This window comes from Microbacterium sp. ACRRU (assembly GCF_022346945.1).
GTDB classification, from domain to species: domain Bacteria; phylum Actinomycetota; class Actinomycetes; order Actinomycetales; family Microbacteriaceae; genus Microbacterium; species Microbacterium mcarthurae.
This window is the reverse complement of sequence record NZ_JAKRNI010000021.1, coordinates 1-23441: the sequence shown is the minus strand read 5'-3', so window position 1 is coordinate 23441 and position 23441 is coordinate 1. Positions and strand designations below refer to the sequence as shown.

Annotated in this window: 17 protein-coding genes; 15 read left to right on the top strand and 2 right to left on the bottom strand. The window is 71.0% G+C overall.

Annotated features, from left to right (window positions below; translation table 11 throughout):
• The first annotated feature begins 45 nt into the window (after positions 1-45).
• Entirely contained in the window at positions 46-3648 is a 3603-nt protein-coding gene (locus MHY30_RS10650) for a proline dehydrogenase family protein (RefSeq protein WP_239276898.1), read from the top strand.
• Between the two features lie 58 nt (positions 3649-3706).
• Here MHY30_RS10650 and MHY30_RS10645 read toward each other — a convergent pair whose 3' ends face one another.
• Positions 3707-5803, bottom strand: coding sequence for an RICIN domain-containing protein (locus MHY30_RS10645; RefSeq protein ID WP_239276897.1), 2097 nt, complete (start codon positions 5801-5803; stop codon positions 3707-3709).
• Positions 5804-5992: 189 nt separating this feature from the next.
• Between MHY30_RS10645 and MHY30_RS10640 the strand changes: the two genes are divergently transcribed.
• The 8 genes from MHY30_RS10640 (at position 5993) to rocD (ending at position 15524) form a co-directional block, all read left to right on the top strand.
• A complete protein-coding gene (locus MHY30_RS10640; RefSeq protein ID WP_239276896.1) occupies positions 5993-7003 on the top strand; it encodes a LacI family DNA-binding transcriptional regulator in 1011 nt (336 codons plus the stop codon).
• A gap of 132 nt (positions 7004-7135) precedes the next feature.
• The gene (locus MHY30_RS10635; RefSeq protein WP_239276895.1) at positions 7136-8398 is read left to right on the top strand and encodes an ABC transporter substrate-binding protein; all 1263 of its coding nucleotides are present in this window, start codon (positions 7136-7138) and stop codon (positions 8396-8398) included.
• A 71-nt stretch (positions 8399-8469) separates the two neighbouring features.
• A complete protein-coding gene (locus tag MHY30_RS10630) occupies positions 8470-9432 on the top strand; it encodes a carbohydrate ABC transporter permease (RefSeq protein ID WP_239276894.1) in 963 nt (320 codons plus the stop codon).
• Positions 9429-10322, top strand: coding sequence for a carbohydrate ABC transporter permease (locus tag MHY30_RS10625; RefSeq protein ID WP_239276893.1), 894 nt, complete (start codon positions 9429-9431; stop codon positions 10320-10322). Before MHY30_RS10630 ends, MHY30_RS10625 begins: the two co-directional genes overlap by 4 nt.
• An 11-nt stretch (positions 10323-10333) precedes the next feature.
• Positions 10334-11590, top strand: a complete 1257-nt coding sequence (locus tag MHY30_RS10620) for a family 1 glycosylhydrolase (protein WP_239276892.1) — start codon at positions 10334-10336, stop codon at positions 11588-11590.
• On the top strand, positions 11587-13107 hold the full coding sequence (locus MHY30_RS10615) for an alpha-N-arabinofuranosidase (RefSeq protein ID WP_239276891.1): 1521 nt from the start codon (positions 11587-11589) through the stop codon (positions 13105-13107). Before MHY30_RS10620 ends, MHY30_RS10615 begins: the two co-directional genes overlap by 4 nt.
• Before the next feature lie 321 nt (positions 13108-13428).
• Positions 13429-14313, top strand: a complete 885-nt coding sequence (gene ddaH, locus MHY30_RS10610; RefSeq protein WP_239276890.1) for a dimethylargininase — start codon at positions 13429-13431, stop codon at positions 14311-14313.
• Positions 14310-15524, top strand: a complete 1215-nt coding sequence (rocD, locus tag MHY30_RS10605) for an ornithine--oxo-acid transaminase (protein ID WP_239276889.1) — start codon at positions 14310-14312, stop codon at positions 15522-15524. Before ddaH ends, rocD begins: the two co-directional genes overlap by 4 nt.
• 83 nt (positions 15525-15607) lie before the next feature.
• On the opposite strand, the gene MHY30_RS10600 is transcribed toward rocD, so the two are convergent.
• Positions 15608-16543, bottom strand: coding sequence for an SDR family oxidoreductase (locus MHY30_RS10600; protein WP_239276888.1), 936 nt, complete (start codon positions 16541-16543; stop codon positions 15608-15610).
• Between the two features lie 185 nt (positions 16544-16728).
• Between MHY30_RS10600 and MHY30_RS10595 the strand changes: the two genes are divergently transcribed.
• From MHY30_RS10595 to MHY30_RS10570, 6 genes are all read left to right on the top strand, one after another.
• The gene (locus MHY30_RS10595) at positions 16729-17571 is read left to right on the top strand and encodes a helix-turn-helix transcriptional regulator (RefSeq protein WP_239276887.1); all 843 of its coding nucleotides are present in this window, start codon (positions 16729-16731) and stop codon (positions 17569-17571) included.
• A 96-nt stretch (positions 17572-17667) separates the two neighbouring features.
• Complete coding sequence (locus MHY30_RS10590) at positions 17668-18834, top strand: alpha/beta fold hydrolase (protein WP_239276886.1); 1167 nt, start codon at positions 17668-17670, stop codon at positions 18832-18834.
• 103 nt (positions 18835-18937) lie between these two features.
• Positions 18938-19981 carry an acyl-CoA dehydrogenase gene (locus MHY30_RS10585; RefSeq protein WP_239276885.1) on the top strand — a complete coding sequence of 348 codons (1044 nt, stop codon included), beginning with the start codon at positions 18938-18940 and terminating at the stop codon, positions 19979-19981.
• Positions 19975-21375: a bifunctional PIG-L family deacetylase/class I SAM-dependent methyltransferase gene (locus MHY30_RS10580; protein WP_239276884.1), complete on the top strand. Its 1401-nt coding sequence runs from the start codon at positions 19975-19977 to the stop codon at positions 21373-21375. The genes MHY30_RS10585 and MHY30_RS10580 overlap by 7 nt, the downstream gene beginning before the upstream one ends.
• Positions 21372-22091, top strand: coding sequence for a glycosyltransferase family 2 protein (locus tag MHY30_RS10575; protein WP_239276883.1), 720 nt, complete (start codon positions 21372-21374; stop codon positions 22089-22091). Before MHY30_RS10580 ends, MHY30_RS10575 begins: the two co-directional genes overlap by 4 nt.
• 94 nt (positions 22092-22185) lie before the next feature.
• Positions 22186-23361 (top strand): zinc-dependent alcohol dehydrogenase, encoded by a 1176-nt coding sequence (locus tag MHY30_RS10570; protein WP_239276920.1) that lies wholly within the window; start codon positions 22186-22188, stop codon positions 23359-23361.
• Positions 23362-23441: the final 80 nt, after the last annotated feature.

Genomic DNA, 23441 nt, shown 5'->3' with positions numbered 1-23441 from the left:
GCGGGCCTCGGGTCGTGGGCACGCGCTCTGCTTAGGCTGTGGAGCATGAGCGAGAACGATCCGCAGACGCACGGTTCCCTGCTCTCCGGCGACGCCGTCGAGCGCGCCGTCGCCCTCGTCGAGTCGGGGCCCCTGCCGCCGGCACCGGACGCCGCCCGCTTCCTCGCGGACGCGGCCGACGGCATCCTGCGACCGGAGGGGACGACCGCTCCCGCCGCCGCGCTGCGCCGGATGGCTGCGGACGTGCCCGCGACCGTTCCCTGGATGCTTCGCGGCGCCGTGCAGCTCGGCGGGGCGGTCGCCCCGGTGCTGCCGACGCCGGCCGTGCCGCTCGTGCGGCGGGCGCTCGCCGACGCGCTCTCCTCCCTCTTCCTCGACGCGCGCAGCGACCGCCTCGGCCCCGCGCTCGCGGCCTGCCGAGAGGACGGAGCCGTCCCGGACGTGCGGCTCACCGCGCCGCTGGTCCTCGGCGAGAGCGCCGCACGGCACCGCTTCGACGGCATCCGCGCCCTCGTCGCCCGAGACGACGTCGACCGGGTGTCGTTCGCGGTCCGCGAGGTGGTCACCGGGATGTCGGGGTGGGCGTTCGAGGCGGACGTCGAGCACGCCGCCGAGCGTCTGCTGCCGTTGTTCGTGGATGCCGAAGCGTCGGGCACACACGTCACCCTCGTCGTCGAGGGGCGCGACGACCTCGATCTCACCGTTGCTGTGCTCACGCGTGTGCTCGAGGAGGCGAGCGCGGCGTCGGCTTCCGCCGGCATCGCGCTGCCCGTCGCCGTCCCCGAGACGTTCGGAGCGTTGCGGGAGCTGGCCGCGTGGGCGGGCGTGCGGGCGGCCGCGGGGGGCGCGCCGCTCGTCGTCCGCCTCGACGACGCCGTTCCTCTCACCGACGACGCCCTCCGTGCCGCGCGGCACGGGTGGCCCGCCCCCGTCGCGACCTCGACCGCCGACCTCGACGCCCTCACCGTCGCGGCCGTGCGCGAGGCGCTCGGACGCCGCGGTGCCGAGGGTCTGCGGGTGGAGGTGGCCACCAGCGATCCGGTGCGCGCGGCGTTGGCGCAGACGCTCGCCGAGTCCGTCGGCGCGAGCATCGACCGGGCGGTGCCGCTGGGCGTCGAGCCCATCGCCTCGGGGCCGAGGATCGTCCTGGCTCCCGTCGTGCACCCCGACGATGTCGACGCGGTCATCGCCCCGCTCGCGGCGCGAACGGTACCGCCCCGCGCAGACGACACCGACGTCCGCGACCGGATCGCGGCCGCACTCGCGACGCCCGACGCGACGCCGGCGCCGCGGCGGGTCGGGCAGCGCGCGGCGACGCCGTCCCCCGCACTCCTGCGCGAGCCGGCCGTGGACGACCCCGCCGACCCCGGGCTCACGCAAGCGGTGCTCGGCATCGCCCGCGACGCCGCCCCGGGGGACACGTCGGCTCTCGCCCCCGACGTGCAGCAGATGCTCTTCGGCGGGCAGGCCTTCGTCGACACCGCCGTGTTCTCCGTCCGCGAGACCACCGAGCTCGCGGGCGCGGCGCCGGGATTCCGCAACACCCCCGCCACCGACCCGGGCGTCCCCGAGGACCGCGCGTGGGTGCACGAGGTGTGGGCGGCGGTCGACGGATCGACGGCCGGCGACGCCACCGCGGCCGGCGGGCGCGTGGACGACGAGGCCGGACTGGACGCCGTGCTCACCCGGGTGCGCGAGGCCGCGACGGAATGGGGCAGCCGTGCCGCGGCCGACCGCGCGGTCGTGATCGGTGCGGCATCCCGGTCGCTCGCCGAACGCCGCGCCGCCCTCGTGGAGGTCCTGGCCTCCGAAAGCGGTGCGCTGTTCGCCGAGGCGGATGCCGAGGTCGACACCGCCGTCGACGCCGCGGCGTACTACGCGGTGACGGCGAAAGAGCTCGATCGCGTCGCCGGGGCGGTGTTCTCGCCCGATCGGGTCACCGTCGTCGCTCCGCGCTGGAACTCCTCGGTCGGGCTGTGCGCCGCCGAGGCCCTCGCCGCGCTCGCCGCCGGCTCCGGTGTCGTGCTCACACCGTCGCCGCGCGCGCGACGAGCCGGGGCCGTCGTGGCCGAGGCGTTGTGGGCGGCGGGCGTCCCGCGCGACGTGCTCGCCTTCGTCGACCTCAACGAGGAGGCATCCGGCCGCGCGCTCATCGTTCACCCGGGTGTCGATCGCGTTCTGCTCGCGGGTGCGCGGTCGACCGCCGAACGCTTCGTCGCCTGGCGGCCCGACCTGCCGATGCAGGCCCTCACCGCCGGCCGCAACGCGGTCATCGTCACGCCGTCGGCCGACCTCGACCGTGCCGTCGCCGACATCGTCGAGGGCGCTTTCGCGCGTGCCGGTCAAGCCGCCACCGCGTCGTCGCTCGTGATCCTCGTGGGCGCGGCCGGGCGCTCGACGCGGTTCCTCGCGCAGCTGAAGGATGCCGTGTCATCGCTGCGCGTCGGCCCCGCCGATGACCCGTTGTCCGACGTCGGTCCGCTGGTCGAGGAGCCCACCGGCGACGTGCGTCGTGCACTGACCGTGCTCGCCGACGGTGAGCGCTGGCTCGTGGAGCCGCGCGAACTCGACCTCGGGCCCGAGACCGCGGGACGCTTCTGGACGCCCGGGGTTCGCACGGGTGTCCACGCCGGTTCGCACCTCACCCGCGCCGCGGTCGCGGCGCCGGTGCTCGGCATCCTGCACGCCCCCACGCTGACGCGCGCGATCGAGCTGCAGAACCTCGTCGGGTCGGGTTTCGTCGCGGGGCTTCACACCCGCGACGCCGCCGACCTCGACCTGTGGCTCGACACCGTCGACGCGGCGGTGCTGCGCGTGAACCGCCCGACCACGGGAACCGTCGTGCAGCGAGAGCCGCTGGGCGGATGGGGACCGGCGGGCGTGGGACCGGGGGCGATGTCCGGCGGGCCCAACCGTCTCGTCGCCCTGGGGTCGTGGCGCCCGTCGTCGGGCGGCCCCGCGTCGACGACGCTGCACCTGCGCGGGCTCGACACGCGCATCTCGACGCTGATCGAGGCGGCGCAGCCGACCCTCGACTACGCGGCGTTCGAGTGGCTCCGTCGGGGCGCGCTCTCGGACGCGGTGGCGTGGGACCGCGAATTCGGCCGCGTCAAGGACGCCTCACGTCTCGTCCTCGAGCGCAACCTCCTGCGGTATCGGCCGACGGACGTGGCCGTACGTGCCACCGCGGACGCCCCGTGGCACGCGGTGCTGCGCGTGCTCGTGGCCGCCGTGCGGTCCGGATCGTCGTTCGGCCTGAGCACGCCCGTGGGACTCCCCGCCGCCGTGCGGCACCTCCTCGGTGAGACCGGTGTGCCCGTCTCGGTCGAGACGGACGCGGAGTGGCTGCAGCGCATGGCGGGTGGCATCCCGGATGCCGAACCGGCCGACGACGGCACCCCCGTCGACGTCGCGCCCGCCGGGCCCCGCGCTTCGCGCGTGCGGCTCATCGGAACCCCCGCGTCGGTCGAGACCCTCCGCGTGGCCCTGGCCGAGACGGTCGGCGGCGACCCCGCACTCACGGTCTACGCGGGCGAGGTCACGACGGCGGGCCGCATCGAGCTGCTGCCGTTCCTGCGGGAGCAGGCCGTCTCGATCGAGGCGTTCCGCTTCGGGCGCCCGGATGCCTGGAGCGCCGAGGTCATCTGACGCGAGGGTCGTCCGCGGGCGCCCTGGTCGGAGGGCGGCCCGCGGACGACCGTTCTCGCTACTGGATGCCCTCCCGCGTGAGACGCCACTGCTGGCACGTGAGCCCGTTCGCGGGCCACTGCTGCGCGACCGCGCCGTCGGCCGTGGCGCATCCGTCGATCTCGAGGAGCTTGCCACTGTTGACGTTGGCGAAAGTCCACCACCCGCCCGCGGTGGACGCGTTCCACCGCTGCGTCGCGCTCCCGGTCGGCCCCCACTGCGCGGCGTCGGCACCGTCCGCGGTCGATGCCGCCGGGATCTCGAGGAGCTTGCCGCTATTGAGGTTCGTCAGCTGCGTGCTCGTCCCCGACGGTGTGAGGGTCCACCGCTGCGTCGGGTGGGCGGTGGGGCCCCACTGGCCGACCGCGGCGCCGTCCGCCAGCGACGCGCCGAGGACCTCCAACAGCTTGCCGCTGTTGCGATTGGTGATCTGGAATTGCGGATCCAGACCGGCGGTGCGCCACACGCGGAGGGTGTCGAGTTCGGCGAAGTTCGTCCCCTTGCCGAAGCGGATCGTGTTCGCGCCCGCGTTGAGCGTCACGGTCTTCTGCGCCCAGGCATAGCGTCCCCAGTCGACCGTGGGCGGGTACGAGATGGACGAAGCGCTTCCGCCGTTGACACTCACGGTGTGGCTGGCGGTGCTGCCGTATCCGTTGGCGTAGCGCACGTCGAGGGTGTAGGTGCCGGCAGAAGGCACCCGGACGGTGAACTGGACGGCACTGCCGCTGTTGTTGATGTTGCCGATCTTCTGCCCGTTCGCGGCCTGCGGGTGCACGACGACCGCGGCGTCCGTGACGGTGGCCTTCTCCGCTTCGTACTGTTGCGCGTCCACCGGGATGGAGCCGACGCGGATGTCGTTCAACGCCGTCGCCGTGTTCTCGACGTTCGTGGCCTGATACAGCGTCCGGCCGTCCGTGCCGATGTCGATGCCCTGCGCGAATCCACTGAAGTTACCGCCCTGGGTGTCGCTGGCGTCGTACGTCACGGCCATGGGGAGCCGCTCCCACGGGCCTTCGCCGAGGTTGTAGTTGACGTAGAAGTTCTGGCCGCCGTCGATCGCACCGGTGGCCGTCAGCGACCACTTGGATGCCACGATCACCGTGCCCTTCGGTCCGCCGCTGGGCACCCATTTCACGTAGGGCGATGACCCGATGCCTCGGCCGTCGGCGAGCCGCACGGGCGTGCCGATGCTGGTCGTGTCGCCCCAATTCAAGCCGTCCGCGGAGGTCTTGAAGTACACCGGTGCGGTGTTCTGGGACTGGCTCGGGCGGTTGACCACCTCAAAAGTGGCGAGGTATCGACCGTCGGGGAGTTTGGTGACGGTGATCATGCCGGGACGATCGCTCTGGTTCGGTGGTGCGGACACGTTCACCAGCGGCCCCCACGTCTGGCCTCCGTCGACCGAGCGGCGGTACGACACTGCTTGCAGCACGCCCGCAGACTTCTGGCGTTCGTCCGAGTAGTAGGCGACGAGTCCGCCGCCCCCGTCCACCGCGAGCGATGGCTCCCACACCGTGGTCGTCGTCGACGTGGGGCTCGGGTCGTAGACGGCGGGGCCGCCGGAGTCGATCGTGCTCAAGGGTGCCCAGGTGACGCCGCGGTCGGTGCTCTTGTAGACGACCAGCCGGCTGGAGGATCGATCCTGCGGCATGATCATCCCGGTGAGGAGCAGTGTTCCCGCGGCCAGCGATCCCGACGCTTGGGGCATCTCGTACAGGAACGGCTGCGCCGTGCGGGTGTAGCCGGGGAAAGCGACGCTGGGATCGACGTCGGCGATCTTCGTCCAGGTTGTCCCGTTGTCGGTGCTCCGGTGAATCGGATACACCTGCTTGCCGTTTTGCAGCACGAGTTTGTCGTAGGTCACCAGTTGGGTGCCGTTCGCGGATCCGTTGTTCTTGAGGACGATGATCTTCGCGTACGTCGTGCCCGCCGGAACTCCGCCTTCGGGGTTGAAGGACGAGCCTGCTGGTGGCGCGTACACGACCGAGCCGTTCCCGGTCGTGACGGCAGAGGCGGACATCGGGGCCGAAACGGCCGCGAGCGTGAGGGCCGCGGCCGCCAGGGCAGCGGTGAGCGCGCGGCGGTATGGTCGGTGGGGATTCGGGGAAGGGGACATGGTTCCTGCTCCTCTGTCGGGGAGGTCGGAGCCGGCACGCGCCCGCGTCAGCGCAGCGACCCGCTCTCGCGTGGGATGCGCCCTACGACTACAACGTTGTAGAGCGATCCGAAGCTAAGGGACGACGGGGGGTGCGTCAAGAGTGCTTCTGCAACGTTGTAGAGTCGGCACGGAACCGGGAGGGATGCCATGAGCGCAACGCTGCACGATGTAGCCCGCGCGGCCGGGGTGTCGATCAAGACGGTCTCGAACGTGATCAACAACTACCCGCACGTGCGGTCGGCCACGCGAGAGCGCGTCGAGGCTGCGATCGACGAGCTGCAGTATCGGCCGAACCAGGCCGCTCGAAGCCTGAGATCGGGGCGGACGGACATGATCGGCCTGATCGTTCCGGACCTTCGGAACCCCTATTTCGCCGAGCTCGCCGACGATGTGATGCGCGCCGCCCGCGCGCACGGCTTCTCGGTCCTGATCGAGCAGTTCGACGCCGAGCGGGACAGCGAGCTCGCGGCCCTCCGGGGCGCACGCCGCCGAGGGTTGGATGGAGTGCTCTACTCCGTGCTCTCCCTGGGTGAAGACGATGCTGCGCTGCTCGACGACGTCGGGATGCCGATGGTTCTGCTGGGAGAGCGGATCTTCCACTCCGCGCATGATCACGTGACCATGCGCAACACCGAGGCGGCGCACGCCGCGACGGCGCACCTCATCGCGTCGGGTCGCCGGCGCATCCTCGCGCTGGGGTCGCACCCGGGCGAGGTCGTCGGGTCCGCGGGTCTGCGGCTGCGAGGATACGAATCGGCGCTCGCGGAAGCCGGGCGTCCGGTCGACCCGCAGCTCGTCGTGCCGGTCGACCGGTGGCATCGGATCGATGGTGCCGATGCCATGCGGGCGGTCCTCGATGCGGGGATCGAATTCGACGGCGTCGTCGGCTTCAACGATTCCCTCGCGCTGGGGGCGATGCGTGTCCTCCTCGAGCGCGGTGTCCGCATCCCGGAGGATGTGGCGATCGTGGGTTTCGACGACCTCGACGAGACCCGGTACTCGTTGCCGGCGCTGACCACCATCGACCCCGGCCGTGATGAGATCGCGCGGGTCGCCGTCGAGCTGCTCGTCGAGCGCATCGCGGGCAATCACGACACCGCGCCGCGCGAGATCCTCGCGGATTTCCGGCTCGTCGAACGCGAGTCCACCCGGGGCTGACGCCGTCGCTTGACAATCACCGCACGTCGAGCAATCATCCTTTTACAACGTTTACCTACATCGTTGTAAACAGCATTGCCCCTCGCTCGACTGGGGCGCACCCGACGACGCAGTCACAGAAAGGCATCGAAGATGATGAACCGCACCGCAGCCGTCCTCGCGACGGTGGGAGCGACGGCCCTCGTGCTGGCAGGATGCTCCGGCTCCTCCAGCCCGGCCACCGAGGGCCCGGTCCAGCTCACGTTCTGGCACGGCTACACCGAAGCCGACGGCGAGGTCCTCGACCAGATCGTCGCTGACTTCAACGCGTCCCAGGACGCCTATGTCATCACCCCGGAGACCAAGACGTGGGCGGTCATCGACGACACCCTCCTCCCGGCGTTGACCTCCGACCAGGGCCCGGACATCGTGGCCATGCCGGCCGAGCGCATGCCCGTGTACGCGGATCGCGGTGCCTTCGCCGACCTCACGGACTTCTACGCCAACGCCGACAGCAACACCGCCGACCTCGTCCCCCAGGCCGTGGACATGGTCACGGTGAACGGCACGCCGTACGGGGTCCCGACCGGATTCGTGCCGCTGGCGATGTTCTACAACAAGGCGCTGTTCGCCGAGGCGGGCATCACAGAGGCGCCCACGACATGGGACCAATGGGTGGCGGATGCCACGCAGCTGACCGTCGACGAGAACGGCGACGGCACGCCGGAGCAGTACGGCGTGGCGATCCCCGACCACGCGACGGTCGCCAACGGCCTGTGGCCGAGTCTCCTGCTCAGCGGCGGAGGTCAGATCGTCGAGGGCACGGACGAAGCAGTCATCGATTCGCCCCAGAACGCCGAGACGCTCGCCTTCTGGACCGACGCGATCACGAATGACAAGATCTCACCGACCGGCCTCGACGGCATCGGCGCGGACGAGCTGTTCAGCTCCGGCAAGGCCGCCATGCACGTGGGCGGTCCGTGGATGGCATCCATCGCCAAGGACAACAACATCGACTACGGGATCGCCGCGATCCCGGCGGGTCCGGCCGAGCAGGCCGCCTCGGCCATCGGCGTCGCGATGGGCGTCACCGAGCAGGCCGACGAGGCGAAGAAGGCGGGCGCGGAGGCGTTCTTCGCCTACTTCTTCCAGGAGGACGTCGCCACGGAATGGTCGCTCGCGTCCGGTTGGCCGCCGCTGCGCACCGACATCCCGCTGAGTGAAGTCTCGTCCAACCCCGTGGTCGCCGCCCTGAGCGAGATCGCCCCCACCGGTCGTGCGCTGCTCCCGGGGGTGGTCAACAGCGTGGACGTCATCACATCCATCGACGAGCTGACCCAGAAGGCCGTCGCGGGCGGGGACATCGCCGACCTCTTGCAGACCGCTCAGAGCCAGATCCAGCAGGCCATCGAGTGATCGACGGCACGGGAGGGGCGCCCGCGTTGCCCCTCCCGTGTCTCCCAAACCACCCCACGGACAGGAACTCCATGACCACGCACGCCCCGAGTGCGCCCGCCCGACGCCCCGGCGCCTATCGGCCTCCGACGCCCCTCGGGGGCCGCGGGCCCCTCCGCCACAGCCCCCGGCACCGTCTCACGGTGATCGCCTTCCTCACGCCCGCGATCGTCATCCTCACGGTCTTCGTCGCGTGGCCGATGATCTCGGCGCTGCGGTTGTCGTTCACCGATTCCAGCGGCTTCGGCCGCGAAGAGTTCGTCGGCCTCGAAAATTACGTGCGGGTCTTCACCGACGGCGACATCCTGCGGGCCATGGGCAACACCGCGCTGTACGCGGTGCTGTTCACCCCCCTCGCGATCGCCATCGCGGTGGCCTTCGCGTTGTTGCTGAACAACCCGTCCCTGCCCCTGCGCGGGCTCTTCCGAACGGCGCTGTTCACGCCGTTCATCGTGTCGTTGGCGGTCGCGGCCTTCGCCTGGTCGTATCTGCTGGACCCCCAGATCGGGCTCCTGAACTTCTGGCTGCGCGGTGTTGGCATCCAACTGGGCAACGTGCTGCAGGACCCCACCCTCGCCATGCCCGCCGTGGTGCTGGTCGCCGTCTGGAAGAGCTTCGGGTTCTACATGGTGATCTTCCTCGCGGGCCTGCAGGACATCCCGACGAGTCTCTACGAGGCGGCCCGCGTCGACGGGGCCACGGCGTTCCAACGATTCCGCAACATCACCTTGCCGATGCTCGCGAACACCATGGGTTTCGTCGTCATCGTCGCACTCATCGCCGCCCTGCAGGCGTTCGACCAGATCTACGTCATGACCGGCGGCGGGCCCTACGGAACGACGCAGACCATCGTGATGGAGATCTACCAGTCCGGGTTCCGCAAGCTCGAGCTCGGTTTCGCTTCCGCTCTGTCCTACGTGCTCCTGCTCATCACGCTCGTGCTGAGCCTGGCGCAGTTCCTCTTTTTCTCTCGTCGGGAGAAGGACGCCGCATGACCGCTCTCGCGCCCGCCCCCTCCGTTCCCGCGGCCGTCGCTCTCCGCCGCCGACCGTCGCCGCACGCTCGTCGTCGGCGTGCCGTTTCTGCGCTTCTTCTCGTCGTCGTCGGTATCGCGACGCTGGCTCTGATGCTGCCGATCCTCATCATCGTGTTCACGGCGTTCAAGCCGGTCGCCGAGGTCAACGCCTACCCGCCGACGCTCCTGCCCGCAGAGTGGACGCTCGACAACTTCACGCGCATCTTCACCGACCTGCCGTTTGCGCGCCTCATTCTCAACAGCTTCGTCTTCGCGGGCGGCGTGACCGCGTTCGCGTTGGTCTTCGACTCCCTCGCGGCCTACGCGCTCGCGCGACTGGACTTCCGCGGCAGCCGCGTGCTCTTGATCGCCATCATCGCGAGCCTGATGATCCCGTTCCAGGCCACCCTCATCCCGATCTACCAGCTCGTCGCCGACCTGGGGTGGGTGAACTCCTACGCCGGGCTCATCGCTCCGCGCGCGGCCGATGCGTTCGGCATCTTCTTCCTGCGGCAGTTCTTCCTCTCTCTGCCCCGTGATCTCGACAACGCCGCACGGATCGACGGAGCCAGCGAACTGCGCATCTTCCGCAGCATCGTGTTGCCCAATGCCGTCCCCGCGCTCCTGACGCTCGGGATCTTCACCTTCGTCAACAACTGGAACGACCTGCTGTGGCCGCTGGTGTTCACCACGCAGGCCGAGATGGGCACGGTCACCTCGGGATTGACGCTTCTGACGGGCCCGGGCGGGATCATCCCGCAGGGCGTCATGATGGCCGGCTCGCTCATCGCCGTGCTGCCGCTGGCCATCCTCTTCCTGATGATCCAGAGGCGGTTCGTCGAAAGCGTCGGAACGTCAGGACTGAAATGAGAGAGCGACGGATGCCGACCACCCCCTGGTACCGCGACGGCCGCCTGCACTTCGGGGCGGGCATCGAAAACACGTTCGTGCCGCAGGAGCGCGCGGGAGAGCGCGCCATCGACGAGTACGCGCTCACCGATCACTACGCCCAGTGGAGCGGCGACCTGGATCTCGCGGTGTCGGTCGACGCGGAGTTCCTGCGATGGGGGATTCCCTGGCACGTCGTGTCGCCGGAACCCGGGCGATGGGACTGGTCGTGGACCGATCGTGTGCTCGACGGCTTCGCCGCGCGGGGCCTGCGCCCCATCGTCGACCTGCTGCACTACGGCACGCCGACCTGGATCGAAGGCGAGTTCGCCCACCCGGACTATCCGTCCTTCGTCACCGAGTACGCGGCGCGGGCGGCGGAACGGTATCGCGATCTCGCGACGGACTACACCCCCGTCAACGAGCCGATGCTGCACTCCCTGTTCAGCGGCGAATACGGCTACTGGCCCCCGTATCGCTCCGGCCCGGCAGGACTCGTCGAGATCGCGACGGCGATCGCGCGCGGATTCGTCGGCACCCAACGTGCCGTCGCGGACGTCCTCGGGCACGAAGCCACGTTCGTGCACGTCGACGCCTCGATGCGGTACGCGGGTGATGTCGACGCCCCCGAGCATCGCGAGACCGCGTACCGGTACGCGCACCAGGCGTTCCTGGTCGAGGATCTCGTGACCGGCCGGGTCGGACCGGACCACGCGCTGCTGCCCTTCCTCCTCGCCCACGGTGTCGACGACGACGCGTTGACGTGGTTCGCCGACAACGCGGTGCAGCCGGACGTGATGGGAGTCAACTACTACCCCCGCCACTCCACGGAGCTGTTCGAGTCCGGCATCCATCACGGAGGTGGATTCGCCGACCCCCGTCCGACACGGGACGACGGCGTCGAGGGACTCGAGGAGATGTTGCGGACGTACGCCGAGCGCTACGGCGCCCCCGTCATGCTCGCCGAGACGTGCGTCACCGACGACGTGCCCACGCGACTGGCCTGGCTCGACGCGTCTGTGGCCGCCGTCAACGGTCTGCGAGCCGACGGCGTCGACGTGGTCGGCTACACATGGTGGCCGCTCTTCGACATGTACGAGTGGACGTACCGCCACAGCGAGCTGCCCCGCGCCGCTCACCTCTTGACCATGGGCCTTCACGATCTCGTGGAGACCCCGACCGTTCTGGCACGCCGACGCAACCCGGTGGCCGACAGATTCGCCGAACACGCATCCCGAGGAGCACGATGACCACCGCCCGCTTGACCATTGACGCGCGTTTCCCCATCGGGGAGGTGCGGCGGCGCCTCTTCGGCGGCTTCGTCGAACATCTCGGACGTCACGTCTACGACGGCATTTACGAACCCACCCATCCCGACGCCGACGAACAGGGGTTCCGCCGTGATGTGCTCGAGCTCGTGCGCGAGCTCGGCGTCTCGATGATCCGGTACCCCGGCGGCAACTTCGTCTCGGGCTTCCGCTGGGAAGACAGCGTCGGGCCGCGAGAGCAGCGGCCCCGCCGTCTGGACCTCGCCTGGCACTCCACCGAGACCAACGAGGTCGGCCTGCACGAGTTCGCCGACTGGCTCGACAAGGCCGGCAGCGAGCTGATGCTCGCGGTCAACCTCGGAACGCGCGGCACGCTCGAAGCGATCGACCTGCTCGAGTACAGCAACCTCCCCGGCGGCACCACGCTGTCGCAGCAGCGCATCGACAACGGCCGCCAGGCGCCGTTCGATGTGCGGGTGTGGTGTCTCGGCAATGAGATGGACGGACCCTGGCAGCTCGGGCACCGCTCCGCGGAGGACTACGGCAAGCTGGCCGCGCAGACGGCGAAAGGCATGCGACAGCTCGACCCGTCGATCGAACTCGTCGTGTGCGGGTCGTCGGGCGCGCAGATGCCGACCTTCGGCGAGTGGGAGCGCGTCGTCCTCACCCACACGTACGACGAGGTCGACATGATCTCGTGCCACGCGTACTACCAGGAGCACGACGGCGACATCGACTCGTTCCTGGCGTCCTCGGTCGACACCGACCGCTTCATCGAGGCCGTCGTGGCCACCGCGGATCACGTCGGCGCTGTGCGCGGCAGCGACAAGCGCATCGACATCTCGTTCGATGAGTGGAACATCTGGTACCAGACCCGCTTCCACGACGTCGACCAGCTGAGCGGCATCGACAACTGGCCCGTCGCTCCGCGCCTGTTGGAGGACGTCTATTCGGCCGTGGATGCCGTGGTGTTCGGCAGCCTCATGATCTCGCTGCTCACCCACGCCGACCGGGTGGCATCCGCCTCTCTCGCTCAGCTGGTGAACGTGATCGCGCCGATCATGACCGAACCCGGCGGGCCAGCCTGGAGGCAGACGACGTTCTACCCGTTCTCGATCACCTCGCGGCTGGCGCGCGGCGAGGCGCTGCGCGTACAGGTGGAGGCCGGGACGATCGAGACGGCGAAGTACGGCACGGTGTCGGCGGTGGATGCCGTCGCCACCCACGACGCCGAGACGGGTGCCGCCGCGGTGTTCCTGGTGCACCGCGGGCGGCACGAGCCCGTCGACATCGCGATCGACATCAGCGGCTTCGGTGACGTCGAGCTCGTCGAGACGCACGTGCTGCACGATGACGACCCCTCCGCCAGCAACACGCTGGAGCAGCCCGATCGTGTGCAGCCCCGCTCGCTCGAGGGAGCGCACATCGAGGGCGGCATCCTGCACGTGACGCTGCCGCCGATCGCCTGGGCGGCGCTCGCGCTGAAGCGCATCGGCTGACGCCCGCGGCAACGCCCCTTCACCCCGGGCCCGCAGGGGTTCGTGGCGGAGGGGCGTTCCGTGCGCGGTGCGGTGGCTCCGGGATCTGCACTCCCGCCGTCGGACGGGGATGGATGCCACTGACCGCGCGCATCACGGACGTTATGCCCCGCGAACGCCCCTTACCCGCCCGCGTTCGCACGCGACGGGCGCCGTTGGGTGCACAATGGAATCGGCGTGCCCGGACCGACCTTTCCCCGCACGGCGCGATCGGCGCCGACGGGTCGAAGGGCCACCGGGCCCGAGGACAGCGTCCGCCGCACCTTCTCCTGAGGAGCAGAGATGTCCGCGAACCCCACCGCCGCCGCCGTCGAGTCCGAGACGATCGAGCGCGTCCAGCAGCACCGCCGGTACCTGATGTGCCGGCCCGAGCACTTCACCGTCAGCTACAGCATCAACCCGTGGATGGAGCCATCGCGCCCCACCGACACCGACCTGGCCTTGCGCCAGTGGCAGTCGCTCTACGACACGTACGTCGCGCTCGGTCACGAGATCGAGCTGATCGACCCCGTCGAGGGTCTGCCCGACATGGTCTACACCGCCAACGGCGGCTTCGTCATCGACGGTGTGGCGTACGGCCCGAAGTTCCGCTTCCGCGAGCGCGCCGACGAGGCTCCCGCGTTCATCGACTGGTTCGCCGCGAACGGCTTCGAGGTCGCCGAGCCCGTCGAGGTGAACGAGGGCGAGGGTGATTTCCTGCTCGTCGGCGACACGATCCTCGCGGGCACCGGTTTCCGCTCCACGGGTGACAGCCACCGCGAGGTCGGCGAGGTGTTCTCGCGCGAGGTCGTGTCGCTCACGCTCACCGACCCGCGGTTCTACCACCTCGACACCGCGATCGCGGTGCTCGACCCGGTCGAGGGCCCCGGCGGCGTCGAGCGCGCCAACATCGCGTACCTGCCGAACGCGTTCGACGAGCGCAGCCAGGCGATCCTGCGCGAACGCTACCCCGATGCCATCCGCGTCTCGGATGCCGACGGCGCGGTGTTCGGCCTGAACTCCGCCAGCGATGGCAAGAACGTCATCATCTCGCCCCGCGCGAAGGGCTTCGAGGCGCAGCTGCGCGAGCGCGGGTACACCCCGGTTCTGGTGGACCTGTCCGAGCTGCTGCTCGGTGGCGGCGGCATCAAGTGCTGCACGCTGGAGCTGCGCGGAGGCACCCGATGAGCACCGCCGTCGACGACCTCGGCGCGCAGCTGATCGCCGCCGAGAGCGCGCACGTCGCGCACAACTACCACCCGCTCCCGATCGTCGCCGCGCGCGCCGAGGGTGTCTGGGTCACCGACGTCGAGGGCAAGCGCTACCTCGACCTGCTGTCGGCGTACTCGGCGCTGAACTTCGGCCACGGCCATCCGGCGATCCTCGCCGCGGCCCGCGAGCAGTTGGATCGCCTGACCCTCACGAGCCGCGCGTTCCACAACGACAAGCTCGGGCCCTTCGCGACCGCCCTTGCGCAGCTGTGCGGCAAGGATCTGGTGCTGCCGATGAACACTGGCGCCGAGGCGGTCGAGACGGGCATCAAGGTCGCTCGCGCGTGGGGCTACCGCTCCAAGGGCATCGCGCCCGACGCCGCCACGATCATCGTCGCCAACGGCAACTTCCACGGCCGCACCACGACGATCGTCGGTTTCAGCGACGACCCGGTGGCGCACGACGACTTCGGTCCGTACGCGCCGGGCTTCGTCCACGTGCCGTACGGAGACGCGGATGCCATCGCCGCCGCGATCGACGAGAACACCGCCGCGGTGCTCATCGAGCCGATCCAGGGCGAGGCTGGCGTCGTCATCCCGCCCGAGGGGTTCCTCCGCCGGGTGCGGGACATCTGCACCGAGAACGATGTGCTCTTCATCGCCGACGAGATCCAGTCGGGACTCGGCCGCGTGGGAGAGACGTTCGCGTGCGACCGCGAGGGCGTCCTCCCCGACGTGTACCTCCTCGGCAAGGCGCTGGGTGGTGGCATCCTGCCGCTGTCGGCGGTCGTCGCCGACGAGGACGTCCTCGGAGTCATCCGGCCCGGGGAGCACGGGTCCACGTTCGGCGGCAACCCGCTGGCCAGCGCCGTGGGCTTGCGGGTCGTCGAGATGCTGGCATCCGGCGAGTTCCAGACCCGCGCCAAGGCGCTGGGCGAGCATCTCGCACAGGCACTGCAGGGCCTCGTCGGTCACGGCGTGACCGCGGTGCGGGTGGCCGGGCTCTGGGCCGGTGTCGACATCGATCCCGCCGTCGGGAGCGGGCGCGAGATCGCCGAGAAGCTGCTCGCCCGGGGCGTGCTGGTCAAGGACACGCACGGGCAGACGATCCGCATCGCACCCCCGCTGACGATCCGGGCGACCGAGATCGACTGGGCGATCGAGCAGCTCCGCCACGCCCTGTCCTGAGAGCGCGAGTCGCCAGGATTTGTCGCCCCGGCATTGCCGTAGGCGACAAAACCTGGCGACTCACGCGCGGTCGGTGCGGCCAGTCACGCGTGCAACGCCACCCCGGTGAGGCGCCGCGACTCCTCCCACACACGCGCGGCCTCGGTGAGGTCCCGAAGCGGTCGGTACAGCGCGTGCGTCGTGGGGGCGCCGCCGAGGTTCATCGGCCCGCGCGGGCCGTAGAGCACGTCACTGCGCGGTTCGGTCGTGGTGGCGGCGAGCAGGGCGGGTTGCGCCGCGGAGCGGACGGTCCCGAGCAGGATGCCGTGCCGCGACATCCAGCGGATCACCCGAACGCTCGACGTATCGGCCGCGCGCCCGATCTCAGGGCGTACCGCGAGCAGATTCGTGGGGGCCACGCCCGGATGCGACAGCACGCTCCGGACGCCCCACCCGGCATCCTCGCTTCGTCGGTCGAGCTCCCGTGCGAACAGGCCGAGGGCGATCTTCGAAACCGAGTACGCCCGCTGCCCGTCGTACGCGCGCTCCGACTGCACGTCGTCCCACTCGATCCGTCCACTGCGCGCGGCGATGCTCACCTGCGTCACCACGCGCGCCCGCCCGGCGGCGAGGAGCGGAAGGATGCCACCGACGAGGGCGACGTGTCCGAGGTGATTGGTCCCGAGCTGCAGCTCGAACCCGTCCGCCGTCGTCTGCCGCGCCGGCGGCGTCATCACACCGGCGTTGTTGACGAGAAGGTGCACCGGGCGCCCGTCGGTGCGGAGCCCCTCGGAGAACGCGCTGACGCTCGCGAGCGACGACAGATCGAGGTCGTGGAGTTCGAGGCGGGCGCCGGGTACCCGTTCGCGGATCGTCTGCACCGCACGGTCACCCTTCGCACGGTTGCGGACGGGAAGCACGACCTCGGCACCGGCGGCGGCGAGTCGCTCGGCGATCACGAGGCCCATGCCGTCGCTGCCGCCGGTCAGCACAGCGCGGCGGCCGGCGAGGGAGGGAAGGGGGATGTCGATGTCGGTCACGGTGTCTCCTCGGTCGGGGTGGATCCCACAGTGCGCCGCGCTCCGCGACTCAACCAGGACCCGTCGATCCCCGGCTGAGCCGACCGTCCTTCCCGGCCGACCGCCGGCGACTCGCGGGCGGACCGCCGAAAAGGGGGGATCGCCGCGTCCTGGTTCGGCCGCCGGCCGGCGGGTAGACAGGGAGCATGATCGACCGGACGGCTCTCGCGGACTTCCTCCGCACGCGGCGCGAGGCGCTGCAACCCGAGGACGTCGGGATGCCGCGTGGCATCCGTCGTCGTACCCCGGGACTGCGTCGCGAAGAGGCCGCGGCGCTCGCGCACATGTCGACGGACTACTACGCCCGGCTCGAACGGGAACGCGGACCGCAGCCGTCGCCGCAGATGCTCGCGGCCATCGCGCAGGGATTCCATCTGACGCGCGCCGAGCGCGACCACCTGTTTCGTCTCGCCGGGCACGTGCCCGACGAGCGCTCCGCGGCGGGGGAGCACATCAGCCCGGGACTGCTGCGCATCCTCGATCGTCTCGATGACACGCCCGCCGAGATCATCACCGAGCTCGGCGAGACCCTCCGCCAGTCGCCGCTCGGGGCCGCGCTCAGCGGCGACGCGTCGCTGCGGAAGGGCCCGGCACGCAGTCTCGGCTACCGCTGGTTCACCGACCCGGCGGCGCGGGAGCTGTACGCGCCCGAGGAGCACGAGTTCCTCAGCCGACTCTTCGCGTCAGGGCTGCGCGAACTCGCCGGTCGCCGTGGCCGTGAGTCACGTGCCGCAGCGCTCGCCGACGCCCTGCTCGAGCGGAGCGCGGAGTTCCGCTCCCTGTGGGCAGCCCATGAGGTGGGTCTCCAGCCTCGTCAGACGAAGCGGTTCGTGCACCCCGCGGTGGGCGCTCTCGACCTGCACTGCCAGTCGCTGATCGATCCCGAGACGTCGCACTCGCTGCTGGTCTACACCGCCGTTCCCGGCAGCGAGAGCGCCGAGAGGCTGCGCTTGCTGGCGGTCCTGGGTCCGCCGGTCCCCACCGCGTGAGTCGCCAAGATTTGTCGCTTGAGACGGGTCTCAGGCGACAGATCTTGGCACCTCACGCTTCCTGCGGCGCGCGGGGCTCGGGGGTAGCGTGCAAGGGTGGGAGAGAACGTCAGGGTGCTGCGGCGCCCAGCAGCAGACGGGGCGCCGCCGTTCGAGCTGAGCTACGTCCGCACCGGTCCGCGCACGTCGACACCGGCGCTGATCATCCCGGGCGGGCCCGGGCTGGCATCCGTCCTGCCCTACCGGGGGCTCCGCCGGCGCGCGGCGAGCGGCGGACTCGACGTCATCATGGTCGAGCATCGCGGCGTCGGACGTTCCCGCCGCGACGACGCCGGGCGCGACCTTCCGCCCGAGGCGATGCGGATCACCGCGGTCCTCGACGACCTCGCCGCGGTGCTCGACGCCGAGGGCGTCGACCGCGCGCACATCGTCGGCTCCTCGTACGGCAGCTACCTCGCGTCGAGCTTCGGGGCTCGGCATCCCGATCGGGTTGCAGGGATGCTGCTCGACTCCGCCCTGCAGCGCGCCGACGACCTCGACCTCGAGCGTGCCCGCCTGCGGGCCCTCTTCTGGGATGCCGACGACGACCTCGCGCGCGGCGTGAGACGCCTCGTCGCCGACGGGATCGACGAACGGGTCGTGCTCGATGTCGTCCGCGCGGCGTACGAGCTCGTCGGCCCCGAGCTCGTCGAGCCGCTCGTCCGGCACCGCCCCGGACTCGCGTGGCGCGCGCTCGCGGCCTACGCGACGAGGGACGGTTCCGTCGCCCGGATCCCCCGCATCTACGAGTTCGACATCGTCGGCACGATCGCGTTCCGTGAGCTGCACTACGGCGCCCCGCCCGACGGACGGCCGTTCGACCCGGCGCTGACCTACGCGCCGCTCGCCGGACGGTACCCGGCGTTCGCGGGCGAGCCCTACGACCTCGCGTCCGAGGTCGCGCGATTCGCGTGGCCGCTCGTGCTTCTTTCGGGCGACCGTGACCTGCGGACCCCGCCCGAGATCGCCGAACGCGTCGCCCGAACGGCTCCGGATGCCACCCTCGTGCGCCTCCACAACGGCCACAGCGCCCTGGACACTCACCCGATGGCGCTGCTGAACGCCGTGCGCAGGCTCGTCCGCGGCCAGCAGTACCGGCTCCCCGGCGATGGAGCAGCGCTGGACCGCCTGCCTCGCACCGGTGTTTCCGCATCATTCCCGCGGCTCTTGCGGCCACTCGCGCACATCGACGCCCTTCTGCACACGCGCCTTCCGGGTCGCTGACGCGCCGCGCGGCGCGGGGGTTCGGCGCCGTGCAGGAAGCGGGGTGCGACCGGTGCCGCTGTCAAGCCTCGGCGGATCCCGCCGGTACGGGAAGAATCGAACGATGAGCGCTCCCGTTCATCCCCCCTTCCCCCTCCTCATCCCCGACGACACCCCGGATCTCGACGACGTCCGCGCCGCCCTCGCACGAGCGGATGCCGTGGGCGAGCTCGGCACCGACCTCGCCGCCACGCTCGCGTGGGTCGTCGGTGTTGCCCGGCCGCGCTCGGTAGCCCTGACCTGGGAGCTGCTGGCGTCGGTCGCCGCCCGTGACGTCGCCGCCGCCCGCATCCTCGAGCCGCACCTCGACGCTCTCGGCATCCTGGACGAGGCCGCCGTCGCCGGATACCCGACCCCGGACCCGGCCGGCTCGTGGGGCGTGTTCGCGGCCGAGAGCCCCGGCACGCGGCTAGAGGCGCGTGAGGATGCCGGGACCTGGACGCTGCACGGCACCAAACCGTGGTGCTCCCTCGCGGCCGACCTCACCCATGCGCTGGTCACCGCGTGGGTCGACGACGAACGGCGACAGCTCTTCGCTCTGGACCTGCGCGACCGGGCGGTGACGGCGCGAACCGGTCCCTGGCACGCGCGAGGACTGGACCGCGTCGTGAGCGCCCCGATCGATGTCGACGGCGCGGTCGCGGTGCCGGTCGGTGAGCCCGGGTGGTACCTGCGCCGCCCCGGCTTCGCGCACGGCGGCGTCGGGGTCGCCGCATGCTGGTGGGGCGGTGCCGTTCCGCTGCGGTCGGCTCTCGCCGCAGCGGCGCGGGCGGACCGGGCCGATCAGCTTTCGCGCGTGCACCTCGGCCGCGCCGACACCGCGCTGTGGGCAGCCCGTGCCGTGCTCGTCGAGACCGCGCAGGTGTTCGGCGCCGGGGGCTCGGCATCCGAGAGTCTGCGCGCCGCGCGCGCCCGCGCCGTCGTCGTCGACGCGGTCGAGACGACGCTCGCGGAGGCCGCCCACGCTCTCGGGCCGCTTCCGCTCGTCACCGACGAGGCGCACGCCCGGCGCGTGGCCGACCTGCAGGTGTACGTGCGGCAGCATCACGCCGCGCGCGACCTGGCGAAGATCGGCGGCGACGTGGCGGAGGGTGCGAACGCATGGTGAGCTTCGACCACCGCGACCCCGGCACCGACGAGGACACGTGGACCGCGGCCCTCGCGCGTCCCCTTCCCGCACTCGACCTCGACGTCGACCGTGTCGTGGTCGTGGCCGCGCACCCCGACGACGAGAGCCTCGGTGCCGCAGGGCTTCTGGCAACCGCGGCGGAGCGGGGGATCGCGATCGATCTGATCGTGGTGACCGACGGTGAGGGATCGCATCCGGATTCCCCCACACACAGTCCCGCGACGCTCGCGCTGCTGCGTCGCCGCGAACTCATCGACGCCGCTCGCATCGTCGGCCTCTCCCACGATCCGCTCTTCCTCGGTCTGCCCGACGGCGGAACGGACGACTACCGCGACGACATCGCCGCCGCGGTACGCGCGACGCTCGACCGGTCGGACGCGGACCGTGTGCTCGTTCTCTCGACCTGGCGCGGCGACGGCCACCGCGATCACCGCGTGGTCGGTGAAGTCGTCGAAGCGGTGTGCGCGGCGCGGGGTGTGCGCTCGCGCGCCTTTCCGATCTGGCTGTGGCACTGGGGAGCGCCCGGCGACGTGCCGTGGCACCGAGCCGAGCGTCTGGCGCTTCCCGCCTCGGTTCGGGATGCCAAGGCGCGGGCGCTCGAAGCGCACGCGAGCCAGCTCCGGCCGCTGTCGGCCGCACCCGGCGACGAGCCCATGATCCACGCCGGCATGCGCGCGCACTTCGCCCGGGACGCCGAGGTGTTCTTCGCCCCGAAACCGTCCAGCGAGGGACCCTCGGCTCGCGCCCCCTCCGAAGCGAAGGACGGGGGAACGGTCGGTCAGGACTACTTCGACGACATGTACACGCGGCACGACGACCCCTGGGGATTCGACTCCCGCTGGTACGAGGAACGCAAGCGCGCCACCCTGCTCGCCGCGCTCCCGCGGCGCCGGTACCGTTCGGCGTTCGAGGCCGGATGCGCGACGGGCGCCGTCACCGCACATCTCGCGGACCGCTGCGACCGCGTGCTGGCCGTCGACCTGGCGCCGGCGGCCCTGGATCGAGCTCGCCGGCGCCTGTCGGGCCGCGAGAACGTCGAGGTGCGTCGCGCCGTCCTCCCCGACGAGTGGCCGGAGGGCGAGTTCGACCTCCTCGTGCTGTCGGAGGTGGCCTACTACTGGGGCGGCGCCGACCTCGACCGCGGACTCGCCGCGTGCGTCGGTTCCCTCGCCGCCGATGGGCACCTCGTGGCCTGTCACTGGCGGCATCCGGTCGCGGAGTACCCCCGCGACGGGGACGACGTGCACGACGCGCTCGCGGCGCGCGGCGACCTGGTGCGCCTCGTCCGACACGAGGAGGCGGACTTCGTGCTCGAGGTGTTCGGGCGCCCCGGCGCACGATCCGTCGCGGCCGATGCGGGACTCGTGCCGTGAGAGCCGTCGCGGTCGTGATCCCCGCCCATGACGAGGAGGCGCTCATCGGGCGCTGCCTGGCGTCGGTGACGCGCGCGGTAGCACGGGCGCGGGAACGCGAGCCGGGCCTGGTCGCGACGGTGACCGTCGTGCTCGACGCGTGCCGAGACACCACACCGGTGCAGGTGCGGCGGTGGCCCGTCCAAGCCATTGAGATCGCGGCCCGCAATGTCGGCACCGCACGCCGCGTCGGTGTCGCGCACGCCTGCGCGGGCGTCGATGCGCGTCCCGAGGACACGTGGATCGCGATGACGGATGCCGACACCGTCGTCCCGCGCGATTGGATCACGCATCAGCTCGACCTGATGGAGGCCGGGATCGACCTCGTCCTCGGCACGGTGCGCCCGGATTTCGCCGACCTCAGCCCCCGCCATGCCGCATATTGGCGGGCGACGCATCATCGAGGCCGCCCGGCGGGGAACGTGCACGGCGCCAACCTCGGCGTGAGGGGCAGCGCGTACGCCGAGGCCGGCGGCATCCCGGACCTCGCGGAGCACGAAGACGTCGCCCTCGTCCGCGCACTGCGAGCCATCGGGGCGCGGGAGCACGCGAGCGACGTGCACGAGGTCGAGACGTCGGGGCGCTTCACCGGACGGACGCCGGGCGGCTACGCCGCGTTCCTGCGGCGGGTGCACGCGTGGATCGACGCCGCGCCGGTCGTGGCGCCGAGAGTGTGATGCACCCTGAGGCCTCGGCATCCATTCGTCAACCGCCTCGGCCGTCGGGCGGGCGGCGACCAGACTGGTGGCCCCCGGAACGAGAGGCATGACCATGAAGGCACTGACCTGGCAGGGCAAGCGCGACGTGAGCGTCGAGGAGGTCCCGGACCCGCAGATCCTCGAACCCACCGACGCGATCGTGAAGATCACGTCGACCGCGATCTGCGGCTCCGACCTCCACCTGTACGAACTCTTCGGGCCCTTCATCGACAAGGGCGACGTGCTCGGCCATGAACCGATGGGCGTCGTTGTCGAGGTGGGCTCGGCCGTGACGAACCTCGCCGTGGGCGATCGGGTCGTCGTCCCGTTCAACATCTCGTGCGGGCACTGCTTCATGTGCCGTCGCGGCCTGCAGTCGCAGTGCGAGACGACGCAGGTCCGCGAGTACGGCAGCGGGGCAGCGCTGTTCGGATACACCAAGCTCTACGGCCAGGTGCCGGGCGGTCAGGCCGAGTACCTGCGGGTTCCCCTGGCCGACTACAACCACATCCGCGTCGGCGACGACCTGCCGGACGACCGGTATCTCTTCCTCAGCGACATCGTGCCGACGGCGTGGCAGGGCGTGCAGTACGCCAACGTCCCCGAGGGCGGCACGTTGGCGGTCATGGGGCTCGGGCCGGTCGGACAGTTCGCCGCCCGCATCGGCGTGCACCTCGGCTACCGCGTGCTCGCGGTCGAGCCCGAGCCGGAGCGCCGCGCGATGGCCGAGCGCCACGGCGTGCTCACGTACGACCTCACCGACACGGTGGTCGACGAGCTGATCGACCTGACCGAGGGGCGCGGTGCCGACGGTGTCGTGGATGCCGTGGGCATGGAGGCGCACGGCAACGGCGGCATCCGACTGGCGCAGAACGCGGTCGGACTGCTCCCGGACGCGCTCGCGCGGAAGGCCATGGACAAGGCCGGTCTGGATCGCCTCGCCGCCGTGTACGCGTCGATCGACCTCGTCCGTCGCGGTGGCACGGTCTCCCTGAGCGGTGTCTACGCCGGTGAAGCCGACGTCCTGCCCATGAAGACGATGTTCGACAAGCAGATCAACTTCCGCATGGGCCAGTGCAACGTGAAGCGGTGGATCGACGATCTGCTGCCGCTGGTCGAGGACCCCGCCGACCCGCTCGGCGTCATGGACCTCGTGACGCACAGCGCCCCGCTCGAGGACGCCCCCGGTCTGTACGAGACGTTCCAGAAGAAGGAGGACGGCTGCATCAAGGTCGTCCTGCGCCCGTGACCTGAAGGCGCGAGTCGCCAGGATTTGTCGCCCGGGAGGCCTCCCAGGCGACAAATCCTGGCGACTCACGCCCGGGCGAC

Excerpts from the sequence above, each read along its gene's own strand:
- MHY30_RS10570 (WP_239276920.1), top strand. The coding sequence starts at position 22,186 with ATGAAGGCACTGACCTGGCAGGGCAAGCGCGACGTGAGCGTCGAGGAG.
- MHY30_RS10635 (WP_239276895.1), top strand. The coding sequence starts at position 7,136 with ATGATGAACCGCACCGCAGCCGTCCTCGCGACGGTGGGAGCGACGGCC.
- MHY30_RS10645 (WP_239276897.1), bottom strand. The coding sequence starts at position 5,803 with ATGTCCCCTTCCCCGAATCCCCACCGACCATACCGCCGCGCGCTCACC.
- MHY30_RS10595 (WP_239276887.1), top strand. The coding sequence starts at position 16,729 with ATGATCGACCGGACGGCTCTCGCGGACTTCCTCCGCACGCGGCGCGAG.
- MHY30_RS10615 (WP_239276891.1), top strand. The coding sequence starts at position 11,587 with ATGACCACCGCCCGCTTGACCATTGACGCGCGTTTCCCCATCGGGGAG.
- MHY30_RS10630 (WP_239276894.1), top strand. The coding sequence starts at position 8,470 with ATGACCACGCACGCCCCGAGTGCGCCCGCCCGACGCCCCGGCGCCTAT.
- MHY30_RS10625 (WP_239276893.1), top strand. The coding sequence starts at position 9,429 with ATGACCGCTCTCGCGCCCGCCCCCTCCGTTCCCGCGGCCGTCGCTCTC.
- MHY30_RS10580 (WP_239276884.1), top strand. The coding sequence starts at position 19,975 with ATGGTGAGCTTCGACCACCGCGACCCCGGCACCGACGAGGACACGTGG.
- rocD (WP_239276889.1), top strand. The coding sequence starts at position 14,310 with ATGAGCACCGCCGTCGACGACCTCGGCGCGCAGCTGATCGCCGCCGAG.
- MHY30_RS10620 (WP_239276892.1), top strand. The coding sequence starts at position 10,334 with ATGCCGACCACCCCCTGGTACCGCGACGGCCGCCTGCACTTCGGGGCG.
- MHY30_RS10640 (WP_239276896.1), top strand. The coding sequence starts at position 5,993 with ATGAGCGCAACGCTGCACGATGTAGCCCGCGCGGCCGGGGTGTCGATC.
- MHY30_RS10585 (WP_239276885.1), top strand. The coding sequence starts at position 18,938 with ATGAGCGCTCCCGTTCATCCCCCCTTCCCCCTCCTCATCCCCGACGAC.
- MHY30_RS10650 (WP_239276898.1), top strand. The coding sequence starts at position 46 with ATGAGCGAGAACGATCCGCAGACGCACGGTTCCCTGCTCTCCGGCGAC.
- ddaH (WP_239276890.1), top strand. The coding sequence starts at position 13,429 with ATGTCCGCGAACCCCACCGCCGCCGCCGTCGAGTCCGAGACGATCGAG.